Raw genomic sequence first — 18,484 nt, forward strand, 5'->3', positions numbered from 1 at the left:
TTGTAACCCCCCGCTGTCATGATCGGGCCGATATTTGGAAAAGGCCCGTCATGTTAACCGAGCTTCGGGACCATCACGCCACGCTTGTCCGCTGGCTGGATGACCATCGCAACCTGTGCGACGCCGCGCAGACCGACTATCGGACCTTGCGCCATGTTCGGTGGCAGATCGCACAGGCCAGCCGCAAACGCCTGTCCTTCCTGGCCGCCACGGTCTTTCCGTTGGCCGAACGCCATGGCCATCTGAAGGCCGCCGCCGGACTGCTGACGCTTCGAAATGAGACGCCCGCCTATGGCCAGTTCCTGTCAGCCTTCGTTGCCCGCTGGCCGATGGAGGCGGTGATGGCCGATCTGGGTGGATATGTCCTGGCGGCCGAGGCCTATCGCCGCGATGCCGACAAGCGGCATTTCGCCGAGGAACGCCATCTGCGCATGTTGATCAGCGAGGTCGAATGGTTGCCGGGCGGCGTCCTTCCCCATTCAACCCAGGCCCCTGCCCTGCCGGCGCCCCCTGCCACGCCCTGATGTCGCGAATGGAAACCCGCAGCTGATCCATGTGTTGGTGCACCACAGGCGGAACGGCAGCGACTGATAACCGCCCGCCAACAAAGGAGGGTTTCCCATGAAATTGTTCGTCCCGCTCATCCTGATCGGCGCCCTGCCGCTCGCCGCGTGCGACCAGAAGACCGGCTCGACCACCGTGACCAGCAACGCCGCGACCGGCGAGGTGACGGAAACCCAGACGGGATCGGGCTCCGCCGTCGCCAAGCTGGAACCTGGCAAATGGGAAGTGAAGACGCAGGTGAGCGACCTGAAGATGGCGAACATGCCCAAGGGCGTCACCTCGACCCCGCCCGCCCAGACCAACAGCATCTGCCTGACCGCCGAACAGGCCGCCAAGGGCCCCGCCGAACTGCTGAAACAGGCCCAGTCCGACTGCACCGTCAAGAGCTCGACCTTCGAGGGCGGCAAGGTGGAGAGCGAACTGACCTGCAAGATGCCCGGCGACATGACCATGCACAGCAAGACCAAGGGCAGCTTCACCGCGACCAGCTTCGCCACCGATCAGGAGATGGAGATGGCCGGCGCGCATCCGATGTCGCAGAAGGTCCATACCGAGGGCCGCCGTATCGGCGCCTGCGACGACGCGAAGTGATCCACGGCCGGGTCGGGGGGCGACACCCCGGCCCGGCAGCGCATTCTCACCACCCCGTTAAACCTTGATTTAGATTGGTCCGTCACAAGGGCTTCCGAAGGGGAAGCATTTGATGACCGATTAGCATGACAGCCATATTCGTTGCGTTCGGACCTTTTCCGATCGTGCGATGACGATGCGGAACGGTCGGGGGGCCAGTCCGCCACTGATTCTTTGAATTGCGTGCCTGCTGCCGGTCCGGTGCCATTCGGGTACCTCGGGCCAATACGCGATCCCGACTATGTCGAAGGCTCCCCCGAATGCTGCTCGAATGGCTCGAAATGCGCGAGACGCTGGTGCGCTTCATGCACGAGCATCGAACCCTGTGCCATGCACCCAGACCCGATCCGGTCGCCCTCAGCCGAAACCGCTGGCTGTTGTCCAATGCCAGCCGCCGTCGTGCGGCCTGGATGATCCGCACGGCCGACGCCATCGCCGAAAGGCTGGCACACACGCCAGGTGGCGCGGCCTGGCCTGCGGTGCAGGCGGATATGCGTGTGTATCGCCGATACATATCCGAATTCGTGTCGCGCTGGCCGATCGACACGATCATCGGCGACTGGGACGGTTATCGCCGTGGCGTCGTCGAACTGCGCCCCGAAATCGCGCGTTGGCTTCGCAAGGAGGAATTTGCGATCCGTGCGCTGGCGGCCGAACTGGAAGCTGAGACCGTCACCCTTACAGTCATCGCCTGCCGGACATAGCCGGTTGGCGTCAGGCAAGGTGGGCTGCTTCCGGGCGCCGCGCCGCCCCGCCCCGCTCCACGCCGACCGCGCCGAAAGGGTTACGGAATGGCAACGACTTTCCCCTATGCGACGATGCATCATCGGAAGTGCCTGTCATACTGGCCGAATTTCAGAACCATGTCGCCGTGTCGATCGCGGCGATGGAGCAGCAGCGAGTGCTCTGCGAGGCTGCGCAGCCCGACCATCGCGCGCTGGCCCATGGCCGATGGCAACTCGCGAAGATCGGTCGGAGGCGGATGCAGTTCCTGATCGAACAGGTCATGCCGCTGGCCGAACGCCATGCCGGAACCAGCGGCGGTGCCGCCTTGCTCGCGCTCCGCGGCTCTTGGCCCGCTTTCGGCAAGACCATATCGGCCTTTCTCGCCCGCTGGCCCGCAGAGGCCATCGCCGCCAATTGGGAGGGCTATCGCCGGGAGGCCGCATCCTTCCGCCATGAGATCACGCAGCGGCTCCACCAGGAAGAAGAAGGCCTGCGCGACATGCTGGCCGAAATCGAACACCGGGCCGCAGCCGCAGCCTGATGCCGGGCTTCCGTCAGCCGGCATAACCCCGATAGAAGAACACCGCCGTCGTTACCGTCGTCAGCAGCAGCGTCCAGCCCCGGATCAATCCGGCGGGCAGCCTGCGCCCGATCAGCGCACCGCTCCAGCCACCGGCGATACCGCCCGCCAGCATCGGCAGGCACTGCGCCCAGGCGACCATGCCCGTCGCCACGAAGACCAGCGTTGCCGCCGCATTGGCGGTCGCCAGCATCAGCGTGCGCGGCGCGGCGAGCTGTGCCGGGTTCCGCCCCGAGAGCAGCCCCCAGGCGGCGGTCAGCATCATGCCGATGCCCCCGCCGAAATAGCCGCCATAGACACCCAGCACCGCCTGTGCGGCCATCAGTGCACGCGGACCCGGCCGGGCGATCCGCGCCAGCCAGTCCGAGGCGTGGCGCCCGCCCGCAATGGCGATGGTCGCGGTCAGCAGCAGCCAGGGCACGATCAGGTCGAAGGCGCGCGGCGGCGTCAGGAACAGCAGGACGCTGCCCAGCAGCGCGAAGACGAAGGTCAGCGCCGCCATCCGCCGCATCGACACGCCCATCACCGGCTCCAGCCCATGACGATAGGCCCAGACACTCGCCATCGCGGCGGGCTGGAGCGCGACATTGGAGGTGGCGTTGGCGACGGTCGAGGGCAGGCCCAGCGCGATCAGCGTCGGCATGGTCGCAAAACTGCCACCGCCCGCCAGCGCATTCATCGCGCCCCCGACAAAACCCCCGGCAGCGGCCAGTGCGAGAAAGGTCCAGTCCATCATCGGGGGGCATGCCCCTCCACCACCCGGCTGCGCCGTGCGGGACCATGCGAAGCATGGTGGAGGGGCATGCCCCCCGTCAACGCGGCGCCAGTCGCCGGATGTCGAGCACGTCCACCCCGGCCAGCATCACCGGCCCGAAGCGTCCATCGACCTCCGCGACGATACCCTCGGCGGTCGAACGCACCCGCGTCCAGGGAATTTCGCGCACCGCGATCCGGCGGCCCTGCAGTTTCAGTGCCGCGACCCGGCCGTCGGTCGCCACCGCCAGCGCGCCCTGTCCATCGGCACCGACCACGGCGCCCGCCACGGTAAAACCCGCCAGCGCCGCCTCGGCCGCAGCGGCGACATCCTCGGGCGAACCGACCCGGCGATCGCGGCGGCGGGTGGACAGCCAGGCGATGCCCGCCCCGCCCAGCACCACGCCCGCGCCCAGCCCGGCCAGCGCCCCGGTCGTCACCGTACCGACGAGCGGCAGGATCATCCGGCGTTGCCCGCCAGCGCGTCCAGCGTCGGGCGCAGGCCGGACAGGTCATAGCCCGCTCCTTCGGCCTGCATCACGATCAGGGTCGGGTTGCGCCCAGCCTTGGCCGCCGCCAGCGCCCACAGATTGCAGCTGCGCGTGCCCGACCGGCAATAGGCCAGCACCGGCCCCTTGGCCTCGACCAGCGCCTGGGTCATCTGGTCGACCATCTCGTGGCTGAACCCGCCGGGCGTCACGGGGATGGCGGTATAGGCCAGTCCCTGATCCTCGGCCGCGGCACGAATCGAGTCGCCGGTCGGCTGGCCGGGCTCCTCGCCATCGGGACGGTTGTTGACGATGGCGGCATAGCCCGCCGCCTTGATCGCGGCGACGTCCTCGGGCCGGATCTGGGGAGCGACGGCGACGCTTTCGTTGATGGGGCGGATCATGCGGTTCACCTATTCAATGGGCCGTTTCACCGCAACCGGTGGCGGGCCTGCTTTGTCGGAAAAGACGCATCAGTTTCGTATCGGCTCCGCCGCGCGGCGGAACATACGGCCCCGCGCCACGTCTGGCTGTCGTCCCCCCGTTGTTCCAGGAGCCGTCCCCATGCCGCTGATCGATCGCCGTCAGGGCCTGTGGAGCCTGGCCGCCCTGGGCGTGGCCTCCGCCCTTCCCCTCGCCTGGGCGCGCCGGGCGCAGGCGGCGGCTCCGCAGCGCGGCGTGCTGGCGGTCGTCGAAAAGGGCACCGGCGGCGTCGTCTTCTACCGCGTGCCCGATGGCGAGCGGCTGGGCCAGGTGCCGCTGGGCACGCAGCCGCACGAGATGGTCGCCGATGCGGGCGGCCGCTTCGCCTATGTCGGCTGGTACGGCGTGAAGGGCTGGCAGTATGGCGGCGAGGGCGGGCATCAGCTTTGGGTGATCGACCTGGAGGGGCGCAAGCTGGCGCGCGCCATCGACCTGTCGCCGCACCGCCGCTGGCACGGGATGCGGATGGACGCGAAGGGCCGCCTCTATGCCCTGTCCGAGACCGACAGCCTGCTCGCCCGCTTCGACACGCCGGCCAGTGCCGACAGCCCCGACCGGATGATCCCGGTCGGCGGCGCGCGCAGCCATTATTTCGTGGTGAAGGCCGATGGCAGCCGCGCCTATGTCGCCGACACGATGAGCGGCACCGTCATCATGGTCGACCCCGACGATGCCAGCTTCGCGCCGGTCAAGCAGCATATCGGCCAGGCGCCCGAGGGCCTGGCGCTCAGCCCCGACGAGCGGACGCTCTATGTCATCGACCGCCCGGCGGGGGTGCTCCACGCACTCGACGCGGTGACTCTGCGCCCGCGTGCCCGCACCACCCTGCGCGGCGAGGCGGTGCGGGTGGTCGTGCAGGCGGACGGCCGGTTGATCGTGTCGAACACCGCCGACAAGAGCCTGACCCGCCATTCCCCCGCCACCCTGGCCGAGGAAGCGCGCCTGAAGCTCCCCGCCGCCGCGCCGGGGTTGAACCTGCCCGCCGGAGGATCGATCCTGTACGCCGCGCTGGAGAATAACCGGATCGCCATCGTCGATCTGGCGGCGTGGACAATCACCGGCGGCTTCGCGACCGGCGACGCGCCCGACACCGCCGTCCTTCTGTAATGGCACCGACCCTTTGCCTTGGCCCCGCTTTCCGGTAGCGGTAGCGCGATGGCTGCCAAAATCTCCTGTGATGTTGCGATCATTGGCGCAGGCCTGGCCGGTGGGCTGATCGCGCTCGCGCTGAAAGCCCGCCACCCCTCGCTCGACGTCCGGCTGGTCGATGCGGGCGAGACGATCGGCGGCAACCACCTCTGGTCCTTTTTCGGCAGCGACGTGGCCAAGCGCGACCGCTGGATCGTCGAGCGGCTCGTCGCGCATGGCTGGCGCGGTTACGATGTCGCCTTCCCGGCGCATTCGCGCACCCTGAACCAGACCTATTATTCGATCGAGAGCCACCGCCTCGACGCCGAGGTGCGCCGGGTCCTGCCGCCGCACGCCCTGGTGCTGGGGCGCAAGGTGCTGGCGGTCTCGGCCACCGCCGCCGTCTTCGCCGATGGCGACCGGGTGGAGGCAACGGGCGTGATCGATGCGCGCGGCGCGGGCGACCTGTCCTCGCTGTCCTGCGGCTGGCAGAAATTCGTCGGGCAGGAGTTGAAGCTCGCCCGCCCGCACGGAGTCGAGCGGCCGGTGGTGATGGACGCCACCGTCAAGCAGCTCGACGGCTATCGCTTCGTCTATACCCTGCCCTTCGCCGAGGACCGGATCTTCGTCGAGGACACTTATTACTCCACCTCCGCCGAGCTGAACCGCCGCGCCATCGTCCAGCGGATCGAGCGTTACGCCGACAGCCGCGACTGGGTGGGGGCCGAGGTGGTGCGCGAGGAGGCGGGCGTGCTGCCGGTCGCGATGGGCGGTGATTTCGACGGCTATTGGCGCAGCGGCGGGGCCAAGACGCCCAAGGCCGGGATGCGCGCCGGGCTGTTCCATCCGACCACCGGCTATTCGCTGCCCGATGCGATCCGCATGGCGGCGATGCTGGCCGAGCGGCGCGATTTTGCGGGCGCCGACCTGCACGACGCGACCTATCGCATGGCGCGCGACGCCTGGGACGCGCGCGGCTTTTACCGTATGCTCGACACGATGTTGTTCAAGGCCGCCGAGCCGGATGAGCGATACCGCGTTCTCGAGCGTTTCTATCGACTTCCGCCCGACCTGATCGGGCGCTTCTATGCGGGGCAATCGACCATGGCCGACAAGGCACGAGTTTTGACCGGACGGCCGCCGGTGCCGATCCTGCGCGCCATCGCGGCCCTGAGAGGCCAGTCCGGGGGCCGGGCATGAAGAGCGCGGTCGTCATCGGATCGGGCTTCGGCGGGCTAGCGCTGGCCATCCGCCTGCAATCGGCGGGCGTGCAGACGACCATCGTCGAGGCGCGCGACAAGCCGGGCGGCCGCGCCTATTACTGGGAGCGCGACGGCTTCACCTTCGACGCCGGTCCGACGGTCATCACCGATCCGGCCTGTCTGGAGGAGCTGTGGGCGCTGACCGGCCGGTCGATGTCGGAGGATGTAAAGCTCGATCCGGTCAGCCCCTTCTACCGGCTCAACTGGGTCGACGGCACCAATTTCGATTACAGCAACGACGACACCCAGCTTCGCTCGGAAATCGCCAAACTGAACCCCGACGATATCGCCGGATACGGCAAGTTCCTCGACTATGCCGAGGGGGTGTACCGCGAAGGCTATGAGAAGCTCGGCCATGTCGCGTTTCTCGACTTCGCTTCGATGGTGAAGGCCGCACCTGCGCTGGCGAAATACCAGGCGTGGAACTCGGTCTATGCCATGGTGTCGAAGTTCGTGAAGTCGGAGAAGCTGCGCGAGGCCTTGTCCTTCCACACGCTGCTCGTCGGCGGCAATCCGATGACGACCAGCGCCATCTATGCGCTGATCCACAAGCTGGAGCGCGACGGCGGCGTCTGGTTCGCGCGCGGTGGCACCAACCGCCTCGTCGCGGGCATGGTCGCGCAGTTCGAGCGGATCGGCGGCGTCATCCGCCTCGGCGATCCCGTCACGCGGATCGAGACGCTGGGCGACCGCGCGACCGGCGTCGTGACCAAGAGCGGCCTGACCATCCCGGCCGATGCCGTCGCGACCAATGCCGACATCATGCACAGCTACCGCGACCTGCTGTCCGACAACCGCTCGGCGCGGCGCACGGTCAACCGGCTGGAGCGCAAGCGCTACTCGCCGTCGCTGTTCGTCGTCCATTTCGGCATCAAGGGCGCCTGGCCGGGCATCCCGCACCACATGATCCTGTTCGGCCCGCGCTATAAGGGCCTGCTGACCGATATCTACGACACCGGCGTGCTGTCGGAGGATTTCTCGCTCTATCTCCACCACCCGACCGTCACCGATCCCAGCCTCGCGCCCGAAGGCCACTCGACCTTCTATGCGCTGGCCCCGGTGCCGCACATGGGCAAGTTCCCGATGAACTGGGACGAGGTCGGGCCGATCCTGGAAAAGCGCATCTTGGACGAGGTGGGCCGTCGCCTGATCCCCGATATCCATGAGCGGATCGTGACCAAGTTCCACTACGCCCCGGCCGACTTCGCGACCGACCTTAACGCGCATATGGGTTCGGCCTTCTCGCTGGAGCCGATCCTGACCCAGAGCGCCTATTTCCGGGTCCACAACCGCGACGATTCGATTCCGAACCTGTATTTCGTCGGCGCGGGCACGCATCCGGGCGCGGGCATTCCAGGCGTGGTCGGCAGCGCCAAGGCGACCGCCGCACTGATGCTGGAGCGGAAGTAAGGCTTATAGCCCCACCCCCCGTTCAGCCTGAGCGAAGTCGAAGGCCACGCCATGGGACGCGAGGCCAAGTTGTCGCTTGGCATTCGACTTCGCTCAAGCCGAACGGCCGATAAATTTAGCCTTCTCGCTAATTAGCTTCCATGCTAAACAGTGCGCATGGACCCGGTGTTCGAAGCCCTCGCCCACCCCACACGTCGCCGCATCCTAGAGATGCTGCGCAACGGCGGCATGTCGGCGGGCTCTATCGCCGACGCTTTCGACGTGTCGCGTCCCACCATGTCCGCGCATTTCGCCAAGCTGAAAGCCGCCGGGCTGATCCAGGCCGAGCCGCAGGGCACCACCATTTTCTACACGCTGAACCTGTCGATGCTGGAGCAGGTGGTGATGGGGTTCATGTCCCGTCTCGGCGTCGGTGAGGAGAAGGAGGCACCGTCATGTCGATCCGTCCGCTGATCGTCGCATCCGCCATGGTGGCGAGCGGTATGGCCCTGGTGTCCGCCATCGCCCTTACCCGGTTGCCGCCGGGCACGATGCTGCCGACGCACTGGAATGCGGCGGGTCAGGCGGACGGTTTCGCCGAGGCGGGCTATGCGCTGTTCCTGCCGGTCGTGATGACCGTGGCGGTGTCCGCGATGATGGCGGCGCTGCCCAGGATCGAGCCGCTCCAGACGAATCTGGAAGGCAGCGCACCGCTATTCCGTGCCGCCTGGGCGGGGATATTGGCGCTGTTCGTCGGGGTCGAGGCGATGGTCGCCGGCCCCGCCTTCGGCTGGACGCCCCCGGGCAGCCTGATGCTGGTCGGGCTGGGCTTTTTCCTGATCGCGATCGGCAACACCCTGCCCAAGTCGCGGCCGGGTTTCTTCGTCGGCATCCGCACGCCATGGGCGATCATGGACACCGACAATTGGATCGCCACGCACCGCTTCGGCGGCTGGCTGTTCGCAGGCACGGGGCTGGGGATCGTCATCGTCGCGCTGCTGCCGATGAGCGCCGAGCAGCGCGGCGGGATCGTAACGACCGCCCTCCTGTCCGCCGCCCTGACGCCGGTGGCCTTTTCCTACTTCCGCTGGCGGGTGACGCGCTCGCGCTGATCTCTGGTTTCAAGGGGCTTTCCGATGTCGTTGACCGCGCTGCTCTCCGCCATGATCGCCGCCGCCACGCCGATGGCCGACCGGGACGTCGCCGCGCCTGGCCCGCAGGGGCCGCTGAAAGGCAGCTGGACCGGGCCGGAAGGCGCCAAGGTGCCGGTCGTGCTGATGATCCCCGGATCGGGACCGACCGACCGCGACGGCAACAGCCCGCGCGGGCTGAAGGCCGCGTCGCTGCGCCTGCTCGCCGAAGGACTGGCGGCCAGGGGCATTGCCAGCGTGCGGATCGACAAGCGGGGCATGTTCGCCAGCGCGGGCGCGATCGCCGATGCCAACAAGGTCACGATCGACGATTATGCCGCCGACACCCGGTCCTGGATCGCCGCGATCCGCGCGAAGACCGGCGCGCCCTGCGTGTGGGTCTTGGGGCATAGCGAGGGCGGGCTGGTCGCGCTGGACACCGCCGCCGCCGGACCGGCGGGCCTGTGCGGCGTCATCGCCATTTCCACCCCCGGACGGCCTTTGGGTGAGGTGATGCGGGCGCAATTCCACGCCAATCCGGCCAATGCGCCCCTCCTGCCCGATGCCGACCGCGCGATCGATGCGCTGGAGGCCGGGCGGACCATCCCCGCCGCCAGCCTGACGCCGCCGCTGTCGATGATCTACGCCGACGCGGTCCAGCCCTTCCTCATCAACAGCTTTGCCAAGGACCCCGCGAAGCTGGCGGCGGCGACCACAAAGCCGCTGCTGATCGTGCAGGGTGAAGCCGACCTTCAAGTCACGGTCGAGGACGCGAAAATCCTGAAGGCCGCCCAGCCCAAGGCGACGCTGGTGCTGCTGCCCAAGGTCAGTCATGTGCTGAAGACCGTGGAGGGCGACAGCCGGGGCGCGAACCTGGCGACCTATGCCGATCCGAACCTGCCGATCGCGCCGGGCGTGGTGACGGCGGTGGCGGATTTCATCACGAGCCATCCCGCGCAATAAAGTCCGGTTCGGCCACAAAGCCGACACGATTACACCCGATCGTTACCCGGTCGTCACGACACCGGGAGAGTTCACGATGCGCCGTCTTGCCTGCCTGTTCATGGCCACCCTGACGGCGGCCACGTCGCCGCCATCGGAGCGGGTGATCGCACCGGATGGCCTTGTGTCAGTGACGATCAACGGCGTCGCGCGCTCGGTACGGATTGATCCGGGCGTGCCAGCAATGCCGATCATCACCAAGGAATTTGCAGAAGCCGCCAGCATGAAGCCAGGCATGTTCGGTTTCATGATGGGTTTTGGACCTAAAGTGATGATCGCCGGAAGAACCGCCGTGGCGCGGGTCGCGTTCGGCGGCGCAAAGCCCGCCAAACAACGGATCGGCTTTACTGAAAAGCCCTATGCTGCGGGTTTTGCGGGGGTTTTCGGTCCCGGTAGCGTGCCTGATCCGATTGTCCGCTTCCGCCTGCGCGACGCGGTTGCGGGCGAACGGATCACGGCATTCCCGATGGTGGACCAGGGCGACCTGTTCGGCGGCTGGGCTGAGCGATTCGCGATCATCATGGTCGAGGGCCAGCCGATGCGCGTCCGCTTCGATCCCCACCATCCGCGGACCCTTGCCAATGCGGGCGCAGCGGTGCGACTGGCGCGGGCCTATGGCGGTACGCTGTCGGGGGCGACCAGCCCGACCGAAATCGCATTCGGCATCCAACGCCCCATCCGTACCATGACGTTGACGGCACCCTTCGCGGTCGGACCACTGACCATCGCGACGCTGGGCGTACGCACGGTCGATCATGGCAGCACCGAGACGATCGCCGACGCCGACCAACATGCCGATCCCAATGAGGTTGTCGTGACTGGCAAGGGCAAGCACGACATCAACCGCGACCGACTGGCGATCGGCGCGGACCAGTTGAACCGCTGCTCGTCGATCGTGTTCGACAAGCCCGCAAGGCAGGTGCGGTTGAGCTGTCTCTGATCTTCCTCCCCTGCAAGGGGAGGAGGACCAGCGCAGCTGGTGGAGGGGTGTCACCCTCTCGATAGCGCGACACCCCTCCGTCAGACCTGCGGTCTGCCACCTCCCCTTGCAGGGGAGGAATATTCAGGCGAGCAAAGCGTCTTCCTCGGCCTGTTCGACCTCGGCGGCCTGGCGTGCCCACATTTCGGTGTAGAGTCCGCCCTTGGCCAGCAGCTCGCCATGCGTGCCGCGCTCGGCCACGCGGCCACCGTCGAGGACGACGATCTGGTCGGCATGGACCACGGTCGACAGGCGGTGCGCGATGACGAGCGTGGTGCGCCCGCGCTCGATCGCCTGCAGCGTCGCCAGGATGTCCGCCTCGGTCCGGCTGTCGAGCGCGCTGGTCGCCTCGTCCAGGATCAGGATGGGCGGGTTCTTGAGCAGCGTGCGCGCGATCGCCACGCGCTGCTTCTCGCCGCCCGACAGTTTCAGGCCGCGCTCACCGACCCGCGTCGCATAGCCCTGCGGCTGGCGTTCGATGAAGTCGGCGATGGCCGCGCCCTTGGCGGCGCGCTCGACGTCGTTCTGGTCGGCCCCCTCGCGGCCATAGGCGATGTTGTAGCCGATCGTCTCGTTGAACAGCACCGTGTCCTGGGGCACGATCCCGATCGCGGCCCGCAAACTGTCCTGCGCCACCGCCGACACCGGCTGGCCGTCGATGGTGATCGCGCCCGAGTTCACATCGTAGAAGCGATAGAGCAGCCGCGCGAGCGTCGACTTGCCCGCGCCCGATGGCCCCACGACGGCGCAGGTCGTGCCCGCAGGTATGTCGAGGGTCAGCCCCTTCAATATGGTACGCTCGGGGTCGTAACCGAACACCACATCGTCGAAACGGACATGCCCGCCGGTGACGCGCAAAGTCGGCGCGCCAGGCGTGTCGACGACTTCGGCGGGCGTATCGATCAGGTCGAACATCGCGCCCATGTCGATCACCCCCTGACGGATGGTGCGATAGACCATGCCGAGCAGGTCGAGCGGCCGGAACAGCTGGGACAACAAGGTCGACACCAGCACCACGTCACCCGGCGAGGCCGTGCCTCGGCTCCATTCGCGTACGACCCAGGCCATGGCGAAACCCAGCATCAGGCTGGTGATCGCCGCCTGCCCGACGTTCAGCCAGGCGAGCGAGTTTTCCGATTTGGTCGCGGCGCGCGCATAGGCGGCGACGCCGGTTTCGTAGCGCCGCGCCTCGCGCTCCTCGGCGTTGAAATACTTCACCGTCTCGAAATTCAGCAGCGAGTCGACCGCATGCGCCACCGCGCCGGTGTCGAGATCGTTCATCCGGTTGCGCAGCGCGTTGCGCCAATCGGTCACCTTGCGGGTGAAACCGATATACAGCACCACCATCGCGATCGTGGTCACGACCAGCACGGGGCCGAAGCTGCGCCCGAAAATGGTCAGCACCAGCGCCAGCTCCAGTACCGTCGGCGCGATGTTGAAGAGCAGGAAGTAGAGCATCGTGTCGATGCTCTTCGTCCCGCGCTCGACGACCTTGGTCACCGCGCCCGTCCGCCGCTCCAGGTGGAAGCGCAGCGACAGCCGGTGGAGATGGCGGAACACATCCGCCGACAGTCGCCGTGTCGCGTCCTGCCCGACCATCTCGAACACCGCGTTGCGCAGATTGTCGAACAGCGTCGTCGCGAACCGGGCGCCCGCATAGCCGACGACCAGCAGGATCACGAGCGTCACCGCGCTCCGATCGTTCGCCGCCATCCGGTCGACCGCATATTTGAACGTATAGGCGGCCCCCAATACCTGGACGAGCTTGGACAGGATGACGAGCGCCATCGCCGCCACGATCCGCACACGCAAGCCGGGCTCTCCAGCGGGCCAGAGATAGGGGAGGAAACGGCGGAGCGTCGGGAGCAGCGGCCGGTCGGCCGTCCCAGCGGTGGGATCTATCGGGGGCATGTCTTTCCCATGTCGGGGAAGTACGCGGCAAGTTCAATGGGGGGATGGTTTGGGGCTGACCATCGAATGCGTGGCCTGTGGCCTACCCTCCCCCAACCCCTCCCGCCTGCGGGAGGGGAGTTTTACAGGAATGCCATTACCAGCCCTTGATAAACATTGACCGATCACCTCTAGCCGCTCCCCTCCCGCAGGCGGGAGGGGATGGGGGAGGGCTTCGCCACCCAGCCACGTCGCCCGTGGCAAGGCCCCACCCCAAACCCCTCCCCCCTGCCGGAGGGGCTTCCGATCTACTTCAACCCGGTCACGAACTCCGCGCCATGCTTTACCTGCGCGGTCGATCCCTTCAGCGTGTCGCCGATCGGCTCGGCGCGACCGCCCAGGCAGGGGCTGAGGAAATTCTCCGCCACCGCGTTGAAGGCGATGTTGTTCGCCGGCCGGGCAAAGCCATGCCCCTCGTCCGGGAACACGACATAGGTGACGGGGATGGACTTGGCCGCCATCGCCTCGACGATCTGGTCGCTCTCGGCCACGTTGACGCGGGGGTCGTTCGCGCCCTGCCCGATCAGCAGCGGCTTCTTGATCCGGTCGACAAAGGTCAGCGGCGAACGCTCCTTGAGCAACGCGCGGCCCTCCTCGGTCGTGGGGTCGCCCATCCGCTTGTAGAATTGCTGCTTGCCCGCCTCCCAATAAGGCGGGATCGTCTTGAGCAGGGTGAACAGGTTGGACGGCCCGACGATGTCGACGCCGCAGGCAAAGGTATCGGGGGTGAAGGTCAGGCCCGCCAGCGTCGCATAGCCGCCGTAAGAGCCGCCCATGATCGCCACCTTGTCGCGGGACGTCACACCCTGCTTGACCGCCCAGTCGACCGCGTCGATCAGGTCGTCATGCATCTTGCGGCCCCATTGCAGGTCGCCCGCCGAGATGAACTTCTTCCCGAACCCGGTCGATCCGCGATAATTGACCGACAGCACCGCATAGCCGCGATTGGCGAGCCACTGGTGATAGCCGTTATAGCCATAGCCGTCGCGCGCCCAAGGGCCGCCATGGACGAACAGCACCATCGGCACCGGCCCGGTCGCGCCCTTCGGCCGGGTGAGATAGGACACTAGGCTCAGCCCGTCGCGCGCCGGGATCTCCACCGCCTCCATCGGGACCAAGGGCGCATCGGCCAGCTCGGGACGGCTGACGTAAAGCTGCTTCAGCGCCTTCGCCTTGCGGTCGTACAGCCAGGTCGAGGCGGGTGCGGTGACCGGATCGAAGGTGACGAGCCATTTGTCGTCGGCATCGGTGCGCGACCCGATCGAGAACTCGCCCTTGTTCTGCGCCTTCAGGAAAGCGAGGTCGGCCTTCACCGCATCGCCCACCGGCACATATTCGTTCTTCAGATAGTCGACGGCATAGGCCTCGACCCGGCCGGTGCGGGGATTGAACAACCCGCTGTCGACATCGGCCTTGGGGCTTTCGCCCACCACCGTCATCTTGCCGGTCGCCATGTCCTGCGCCATCAGCGCGGCGGTGTTCCGGTTGCGGCTGTCGATCCAGTAGAGCGTCTTGCCGTCGACGGTGAACCCCATCGGCGCGGTGGTCAGCGAGTCGTCCAGGCCGAACTGCACCACCGGCTGTGCCTCGACCGTCGTGCCGTTGACGCGGTAATAGTCCGATCCGCCATCGGGCCGCGCCTTCGACGCCAGCCGCAGCTTCAACTGGTCGTCGGCGACGAACCCGGCATAGCCGTCATTCTGCATCACCTTGGTCAGCGCGCCGGTGGTCAGGTTCAGGTCATAGACGTCGTGCCAGCGCGGATCGCGATTGTTGACGCCGACCAGGATATGGTCGCGGATCGTCTCGCTGGTACCGACGATCTGGACACGGGTCTTTTCGAACGGGGTCAGCGCCTTTTGCTCGCCGGTCGCGACATTGACGCCGTAGAGCAGGAAGTTCTCGTCGCCGCCCTTGTCGTTGACGAACAGGATCGATTTGGAATCGGGCGACCAGAAGGCCTGGCGGATCGGCCGCGTCTTCTCCGCGGTCAGGGGACGCGCCTGGTCGGGCGTGGCGATGGGCGCGACCCAGACGTTCAACACGCCGTCGCGCGGTGCGATGAAGCTGATCCATTTCCCGTCGGGCGACAATTTCCCGCCGACCTTGGTCGGGTTGCCGAACAGCTTGGCGCGCGGGATCAGCGGCACGTCCGCCGCCATGGTCGCCTGCGCCGTCATCATCGCCACACCCGCCGCCAGCAGAGCCTTGAATAGCATCTCATGTCCCCCTCATGAACTGTGTTGCATGAGCATGTCACCTAAGGATGGATGCGACAAGGGGAAATGCGGAACACCGGGCACGCACCGACGTTGAATGTCGCAGGGAGGCGGTTGTATGGAACCGATTTTCTACGTGATGGCGATCCTGGGCTGTGGCGACGGCAGCATCGATTGCACCGAGGCGAGGATGGTCCCCGCCCGCTATGCGACGATGGCCCAGTGCCGTGCCGACCTGGCGAATCGCATCGCCGCCAATACCGACGTGCCCTATCCGGTGATCGGCGCGGATTGCCGCCGCATGGGCGCGCAGATGGCGAAGGCCGGGCGTAAGCCGACGCGGGGGTAATGCCCTACCCTCCATATCACCGCCCGTTCAGCCTGAGCGAAGTCGAAGGCCAAGGGAATCCGGGTGTCACAAGGCCCACTTAGCGATGTTTTAGCGTGGCCTTCGACTTCGCTCAGGCTGAACGGAGGTCGGAGAGTATCAGCGCGGCCGCGTCCATAGCGTCGGATCGCGCGGCACGATCCGCATCCTGTCCCGCCGCGCCGCCTGCAAACTGGCGCGGGTCATGAAGCCCAGCTTTTCCAGCTTGCCGGTGCCGACCCGCGAGTCCCAGGCGCGCCGCCCCCGCTTGGCGACCTTGCGCCCGATCGCGCCATAGATCGCCGCCGCCGACAGCACCGCCCAGGCCGAGCGATAGGACAGAGCGGGCGTCCCCATCCGCGCGCTCGCCTCGAACCGGGCGGCCTGGTCGGTCAGCCTCCGCGCCAGCGCGCTCAGGCCCGGCCGGTGCGAGGGGGCCATGATCGCGTCGGGCGCGATGCTCTTATAGGCGAGCCACTCGCGCGGCAGATAATGCCGCCCCACGCCCGCATCCTCGGCGATGTCGCGCGCGATATTGGCGAGCTGGAACGCCATCCCCAGATCGCAGGCGCGGTCGAGCACCGCCTCGTCATCCGGCGCGACGCCCATCGTCGCCGCCATCATGCAGCCGACGACGCCCGCGACATGATAGCAATAGCGATAGAGATCGTCCTCGGTCTCGGGCCGCCAGTCCTGGGCATCCAGCGCGAACCCGGCGATCAGGTCGCGCGGCCAGCGATGCGGCATCCCTGTCTCGGCGACGACGACGCGCAGCGCGTCGAAAGCGGGGTCGCCGACCACCCGGCCCGCCAGCGCTGCCTCGGTCTTCTCGGTCAGCTCGGCCAGCCGCACGGGCGCATCGGCGACGCGGGACATGCCATGGCCGTGATCCTGCCCGTCGGCGATATCGTCGCAGCGGCGACACCAGGCATAGAGCAGCCAGGCGCGCGCGCGCGTTTCGGGATCGAACAACAGGCTCGCCGCCGCGAAGCTCTTCGAGCCCTTGGCGATCGAGTCCCGCGCCGCCGCGACCAGTGCCGCCCGTTCGGCCTGGGCGGCGGGGTCGCTCACAGGTCGTCCGCGTTCATGCGCACGATCGGCTGGGTCGGCACATGCGCACCCATCCGGTCGAGCAGGCCGTCCAGCGTGGTGTCGACGATCAGCAGTTCGCGGTGCTGCGGCCGCAGGAAACCGACCTCGCCCATCTTGTCCCAGAAGGCGACGAGATGATCGTAATAGCCGCCGGTATTGAGCAGCCCGACCGGATCGGCATGATAACCCAGCTGCGCCCAGCTCAGCGCCTCCCACAGCTCGTCCATCGTGCCGGTGCCGCCCGCAATGGTGATGAAACCGTCCGACAGGTCGGTGAACGCCTTTTTCCGCTCGTGCATGCCGGGCACGACATGCAGCTCGGTCAGGCCGCGATGCGCGACCTCAGCATCGACCAGCGCCTGCGGGATGATGCCGATCACCTCGCCACCCGCCGCCAGCGCCGCATCCGCCACCGCGCCCATCAGGCCCAGCCGCCCGCCGCCATAGACGACGCCGATCCCCCGCTCCGCGAGCCCACGCCCGACGTCCCGGGCGGTCCCGATATATTGGGGGTCGGAGGGGGTCGCCGACCCGCAGTAAATGGCCAATCGCTTCATGGAAGAAGCGCTAGGCCATGGGGCCGGGCGGGACAAGCGGGGTTGCGGCCTGTCGAGCGACGAGGCGCGATGCGAAGCGCCTTTTTCCTACAGCATCCCGATATCGCGCAGCCATTGCGCGACCTGTCCCGGCCATTCGCGCGTGACCGGAGCGTCGGTCGGCCGCATCCCGAACGCATGACCGCCCTTGGCGTAAAGGCGCATGTCGACCGGCACCCCGGCATCGTTCAGTGCCAGCGCATAGGCCATGGGCTGGCGGATATTGTCGGTGGGATCGTTCATCGCATGAATGATGAGCGTCGGCGGCGCCTTCGGGCTGATCTTCACCCAGGGCCGCAGCTCTAGGCTGTTACGCCCCTTACTGTCGTCCAGCATCCGCGCGGTATAGGCGATGATGGCGAAGTCGGGGCGCGGGGACAGCCGGTCGGCGGCATCCCGCAGCGGATAGGTACGCGCGTCCGTATTGCACATGTTCGCGACGAGATAGGCCCCGGCCGAAAAGCCGATCACGCCGATCCTGTGCGGATCGATGCCATAGGCGGAGGCCCGTTCGCGCAGCAATCCCATGGCACGCTGCGCATCCTCCAGGCCGAGCAGCCTTTCGGGCCGCTGCTGCCGGCCATCGACCCTAGGCCAGACCTGCGGCGTCCGATATTTCAGCATGACGCAGGTCATGCCCTGTCGCATCACCCAGTCGCAGATTTCGGTGCCTTCCAGATCGGTCGCCACCACCTCGAATCCCCCGCCGGGCAAGACCAGCATGGCAGTCCCGTTGTTGCGCCCGATCGGGCGATAGACGGTCATGGTCGGACGCGTCACATAGCTTGCCCAATGCCATAACCGGCCGCCGACCACCCGAGTCCCGTTGCCCGTCGCTTCGGGATGATCGCCGCTGTCGGGCTTGGCGAGCGGGACATTGGCGGGCCAGAGCGGTATCTGCGTGCCGCCATCGGTCGGCTGCCAAACGCCTTCGCGCTCCACCTTCGGCACCGTGACCGTTTTTTCGCTCTGACCGGGCGCGTTTCCGGCCAGCCCCATCATCAAAAGGGGGGCGATCAATCCGAACCGCGTCAAATCCTCATCTCCTCCGCAGGCGTGGATGCCGCAAGACGGCTCATGCCGCCGCATCACGGGAGACTTTGCTATCGGCGGGATAGGGCGCCGACAAAGCATGTTTGATCGGGG

The 18,484-nt window shown here is 67.2% G+C and carries 20 protein-coding genes; 12 read left to right on the forward strand and 8 right to left on the reverse strand.

Annotated features, from left to right (window positions below; genetic code table 11):
• The first annotated feature begins 50 nt into the window (after positions 1 to 50).
• The 4 genes from KV697_RS10400 to KV697_RS10415 all read left to right on the forward strand — a co-directional run bounded on the left by KV697_RS10400 (position 51) and on the right by KV697_RS10415 (position 2,461).
• A complete protein-coding gene (locus KV697_RS10400; protein ID WP_219018116.1) occupies positions 51 to 524 on the forward strand; it encodes a hypothetical protein in 474 nt (157 codons plus the stop codon).
• 97 nt (positions 525 to 621) lie between these two features.
• Complete coding sequence (locus tag KV697_RS10405; RefSeq protein WP_219018117.1) at positions 622 to 1,155, forward strand: DUF3617 domain-containing protein; 534 nt, start codon at positions 622 to 624, stop codon at positions 1,153 to 1,155.
• Between the two features lie 299 nt (positions 1,156 to 1,454).
• Positions 1,455 to 1,898, forward strand: a complete 444-nt coding sequence (locus KV697_RS10410) for a hypothetical protein (RefSeq protein WP_219018118.1) — start codon at positions 1,455 to 1,457, stop codon at positions 1,896 to 1,898.
• Between the two features lie 128 nt (positions 1,899 to 2,026).
• Entirely contained in the window at positions 2,027 to 2,461 is a 435-nt protein-coding gene (locus tag KV697_RS10415; protein WP_219018119.1) for a hypothetical protein, read from the forward strand.
• Positions 2,462 to 2,474: 13 nt separating this feature from the next.
• On the opposite strand, the gene KV697_RS10420 is transcribed toward KV697_RS10415, so the two are convergent.
• The 3 genes from KV697_RS10420 to KV697_RS10430 form a co-directional block, all read right to left on the reverse strand.
• Entirely contained in the window at positions 2,475 to 3,233 is a 759-nt protein-coding gene (locus KV697_RS10420) for a sulfite exporter TauE/SafE family protein (RefSeq protein ID WP_257575251.1), read from the reverse strand.
• Positions 3,234 to 3,312: 79 nt separating this feature from the next.
• A complete protein-coding gene (locus KV697_RS10425; RefSeq protein WP_219018121.1) occupies positions 3,313 to 3,717 on the reverse strand; it encodes a hypothetical protein in 405 nt (134 codons plus the stop codon).
• On the reverse strand, positions 3,714 to 4,145 hold the full coding sequence (locus tag KV697_RS10430; protein WP_042485259.1) for a TIGR01244 family sulfur transferase: 432 nt from the start codon (positions 4,143 to 4,145) through the stop codon (positions 3,714 to 3,716). The genes KV697_RS10425 and KV697_RS10430 overlap by 4 nt, the downstream gene beginning before the upstream one ends.
• Positions 4,146 to 4,305: 160 nt before the next feature.
• Between KV697_RS10430 and KV697_RS10435 the strand changes: the two genes are divergently transcribed.
• From KV697_RS10435 to KV697_RS10465, 7 genes are all read left to right on the forward strand, one after another.
• Positions 4,306 to 5,331, forward strand: a complete 1,026-nt coding sequence (locus KV697_RS10435; RefSeq protein ID WP_219018122.1) for a YncE family protein — start codon at positions 4,306 to 4,308, stop codon at positions 5,329 to 5,331.
• A 48-nt stretch (positions 5,332 to 5,379) separates the two neighbouring features.
• Positions 5,380 to 6,552, forward strand: a complete 1,173-nt coding sequence (crtY, locus tag KV697_RS10440) for a lycopene beta-cyclase CrtY (protein ID WP_219018123.1) — start codon at positions 5,380 to 5,382, stop codon at positions 6,550 to 6,552.
• Entirely contained in the window at positions 6,549 to 8,024 is a 1,476-nt protein-coding gene (locus KV697_RS10445) for a phytoene desaturase (protein WP_219018124.1), read from the forward strand. The genes crtY and KV697_RS10445 overlap by 4 nt, the downstream gene beginning before the upstream one ends.
• Before the next feature lie 156 nt (positions 8,025 to 8,180).
• The gene (locus KV697_RS10450; protein ID WP_219018125.1) at positions 8,181 to 8,477 is read left to right on the forward strand and encodes a metalloregulator ArsR/SmtB family transcription factor; all 297 of its coding nucleotides are present in this window, start codon (positions 8,181 to 8,183) and stop codon (positions 8,475 to 8,477) included.
• Positions 8,459 to 9,115 carry an SdpI family protein gene (locus KV697_RS10455; protein WP_219018126.1) on the forward strand — a complete coding sequence of 219 codons (657 nt, stop codon included), beginning with the start codon at positions 8,459 to 8,461 and terminating at the stop codon, positions 9,113 to 9,115. The genes KV697_RS10450 and KV697_RS10455 overlap by 19 nt, the downstream gene beginning before the upstream one ends.
• Before the next feature lie 24 nt (positions 9,116 to 9,139).
• Positions 9,140 to 10,096, forward strand: a complete 957-nt coding sequence (locus tag KV697_RS10460; protein WP_219018127.1) for an alpha/beta hydrolase — start codon at positions 9,140 to 9,142, stop codon at positions 10,094 to 10,096.
• Between the two features lie 76 nt (positions 10,097 to 10,172).
• Entirely contained in the window at positions 10,173 to 11,075 is a 903-nt protein-coding gene (locus tag KV697_RS10465) for a hypothetical protein (protein ID WP_219018128.1), read from the forward strand.
• 123 nt (positions 11,076 to 11,198) lie between these two features.
• Here the strand turns inward: KV697_RS10465 and KV697_RS10470 are convergent, their stop codons facing one another.
• Positions 11,199 to 13,025, reverse strand: coding sequence for an ABCB family ABC transporter ATP-binding protein/permease (locus KV697_RS10470; protein WP_219018129.1), 1,827 nt, complete (start codon positions 13,023 to 13,025; stop codon positions 11,199 to 11,201).
• Between the two features lie 287 nt (positions 13,026 to 13,312).
• Positions 13,313 to 15,283, reverse strand: coding sequence for a S9 family peptidase (locus tag KV697_RS10475; RefSeq protein WP_257575253.1), 1,971 nt, complete (start codon positions 15,281 to 15,283; stop codon positions 13,313 to 13,315).
• Between the two features lie 118 nt (positions 15,284 to 15,401).
• Here KV697_RS10475 and KV697_RS10480 point away from each other — a divergent pair, with 118 nt between their 5' ends.
• Complete coding sequence (locus KV697_RS10480) at positions 15,402 to 15,632, forward strand: hypothetical protein (protein ID WP_219018130.1); 231 nt, start codon at positions 15,402 to 15,404, stop codon at positions 15,630 to 15,632.
• 138 nt (positions 15,633 to 15,770) lie between these two features.
• On the opposite strand, the gene KV697_RS10485 is transcribed toward KV697_RS10480, so the two are convergent.
• From KV697_RS10485 to KV697_RS10495, 3 genes are all read right to left on the reverse strand, one after another.
• Positions 15,771 to 16,721, reverse strand: coding sequence for a phytoene/squalene synthase family protein (locus KV697_RS10485; RefSeq protein WP_219018131.1), 951 nt, complete (start codon positions 16,719 to 16,721; stop codon positions 15,771 to 15,773).
• Complete coding sequence (locus KV697_RS10490) at positions 16,718 to 17,299, reverse strand: LOG family protein (protein WP_219018132.1); 582 nt, start codon at positions 17,297 to 17,299, stop codon at positions 16,718 to 16,720. Before KV697_RS10490 ends, KV697_RS10485 begins: the two co-directional genes overlap by 4 nt.
• A gap of 87 nt (positions 17,300 to 17,386) precedes the next feature.
• Positions 17,387 to 18,373, reverse strand: coding sequence for an alpha/beta hydrolase (locus tag KV697_RS10495; protein WP_219018133.1), 987 nt, complete (start codon positions 18,371 to 18,373; stop codon positions 17,387 to 17,389).
• Between the last annotated feature and the right edge of the window lie 111 nt (positions 18,374 to 18,484).

The organism is Sphingomonas sanguinis (assembly GCF_019297835.1).
GTDB lineage: Bacteria > Pseudomonadota > Alphaproteobacteria > Sphingomonadales > Sphingomonadaceae > Sphingomonas > Sphingomonas sanguinis_D.

What these genes read in the sequence shown, in the direction of transcription:
- KV697_RS10470 (WP_219018129.1), bottom strand. Translation starts at nt 13,025, where the DNA reads ATGCCCCCGATAGATCCCACCGCTGGGACGGCCGACCGGCCGCTGCTC.
- KV697_RS10400 (WP_219018116.1), top strand. Translation starts at nt 51, where the DNA reads ATGTTAACCGAGCTTCGGGACCATCACGCCACGCTTGTCCGCTGGCTG.
- KV697_RS10445 (WP_219018124.1), top strand. Translation starts at nt 6,549, where the DNA reads ATGAAGAGCGCGGTCGTCATCGGATCGGGCTTCGGCGGGCTAGCGCTG.
- KV697_RS10455 (WP_219018126.1), top strand. Translation starts at nt 8,459, where the DNA reads ATGTCGATCCGTCCGCTGATCGTCGCATCCGCCATGGTGGCGAGCGGT.
- KV697_RS10425 (WP_219018121.1), bottom strand. Translation starts at nt 3,717, where the DNA reads ATGATCCTGCCGCTCGTCGGTACGGTGACGACCGGGGCGCTGGCCGGG.
- KV697_RS10490 (WP_219018132.1), bottom strand. Translation starts at nt 17,299, where the DNA reads ATGAAGCGATTGGCCATTTACTGCGGGTCGGCGACCCCCTCCGACCCC.
- KV697_RS10450 (WP_219018125.1), top strand. Translation starts at nt 8,181, where the DNA reads ATGGACCCGGTGTTCGAAGCCCTCGCCCACCCCACACGTCGCCGCATC.
- KV697_RS10480 (WP_219018130.1), top strand. Translation starts at nt 15,402, where the DNA reads ATGGAACCGATTTTCTACGTGATGGCGATCCTGGGCTGTGGCGACGGC.
- KV697_RS10420 (WP_257575251.1), bottom strand. Translation starts at nt 3,233, where the DNA reads ATGGACTGGACCTTTCTCGCACTGGCCGCTGCCGGGGGTTTTGTCGGG.
- KV697_RS10410 (WP_219018118.1), top strand. Translation starts at nt 1,455, where the DNA reads ATGCTGCTCGAATGGCTCGAAATGCGCGAGACGCTGGTGCGCTTCATG.
- KV697_RS10430 (WP_042485259.1), bottom strand. Translation starts at nt 4,145, where the DNA reads ATGATCCGCCCCATCAACGAAAGCGTCGCCGTCGCTCCCCAGATCCGG.
- KV697_RS10435 (WP_219018122.1), top strand. Translation starts at nt 4,306, where the DNA reads ATGCCGCTGATCGATCGCCGTCAGGGCCTGTGGAGCCTGGCCGCCCTG.
- crtY (WP_219018123.1), top strand. Translation starts at nt 5,380, where the DNA reads ATGGCTGCCAAAATCTCCTGTGATGTTGCGATCATTGGCGCAGGCCTG.
- KV697_RS10405 (WP_219018117.1), top strand. Translation starts at nt 622, where the DNA reads ATGAAATTGTTCGTCCCGCTCATCCTGATCGGCGCCCTGCCGCTCGCC.
- KV697_RS10460 (WP_219018127.1), top strand. Translation starts at nt 9,140, where the DNA reads ATGTCGTTGACCGCGCTGCTCTCCGCCATGATCGCCGCCGCCACGCCG.
- KV697_RS10475 (WP_257575253.1), bottom strand. Translation starts at nt 15,283, where the DNA reads ATGCTATTCAAGGCTCTGCTGGCGGCGGGTGTGGCGATGATGACGGCG.
- KV697_RS10465 (WP_219018128.1), top strand. Translation starts at nt 10,173, where the DNA reads ATGCGCCGTCTTGCCTGCCTGTTCATGGCCACCCTGACGGCGGCCACG.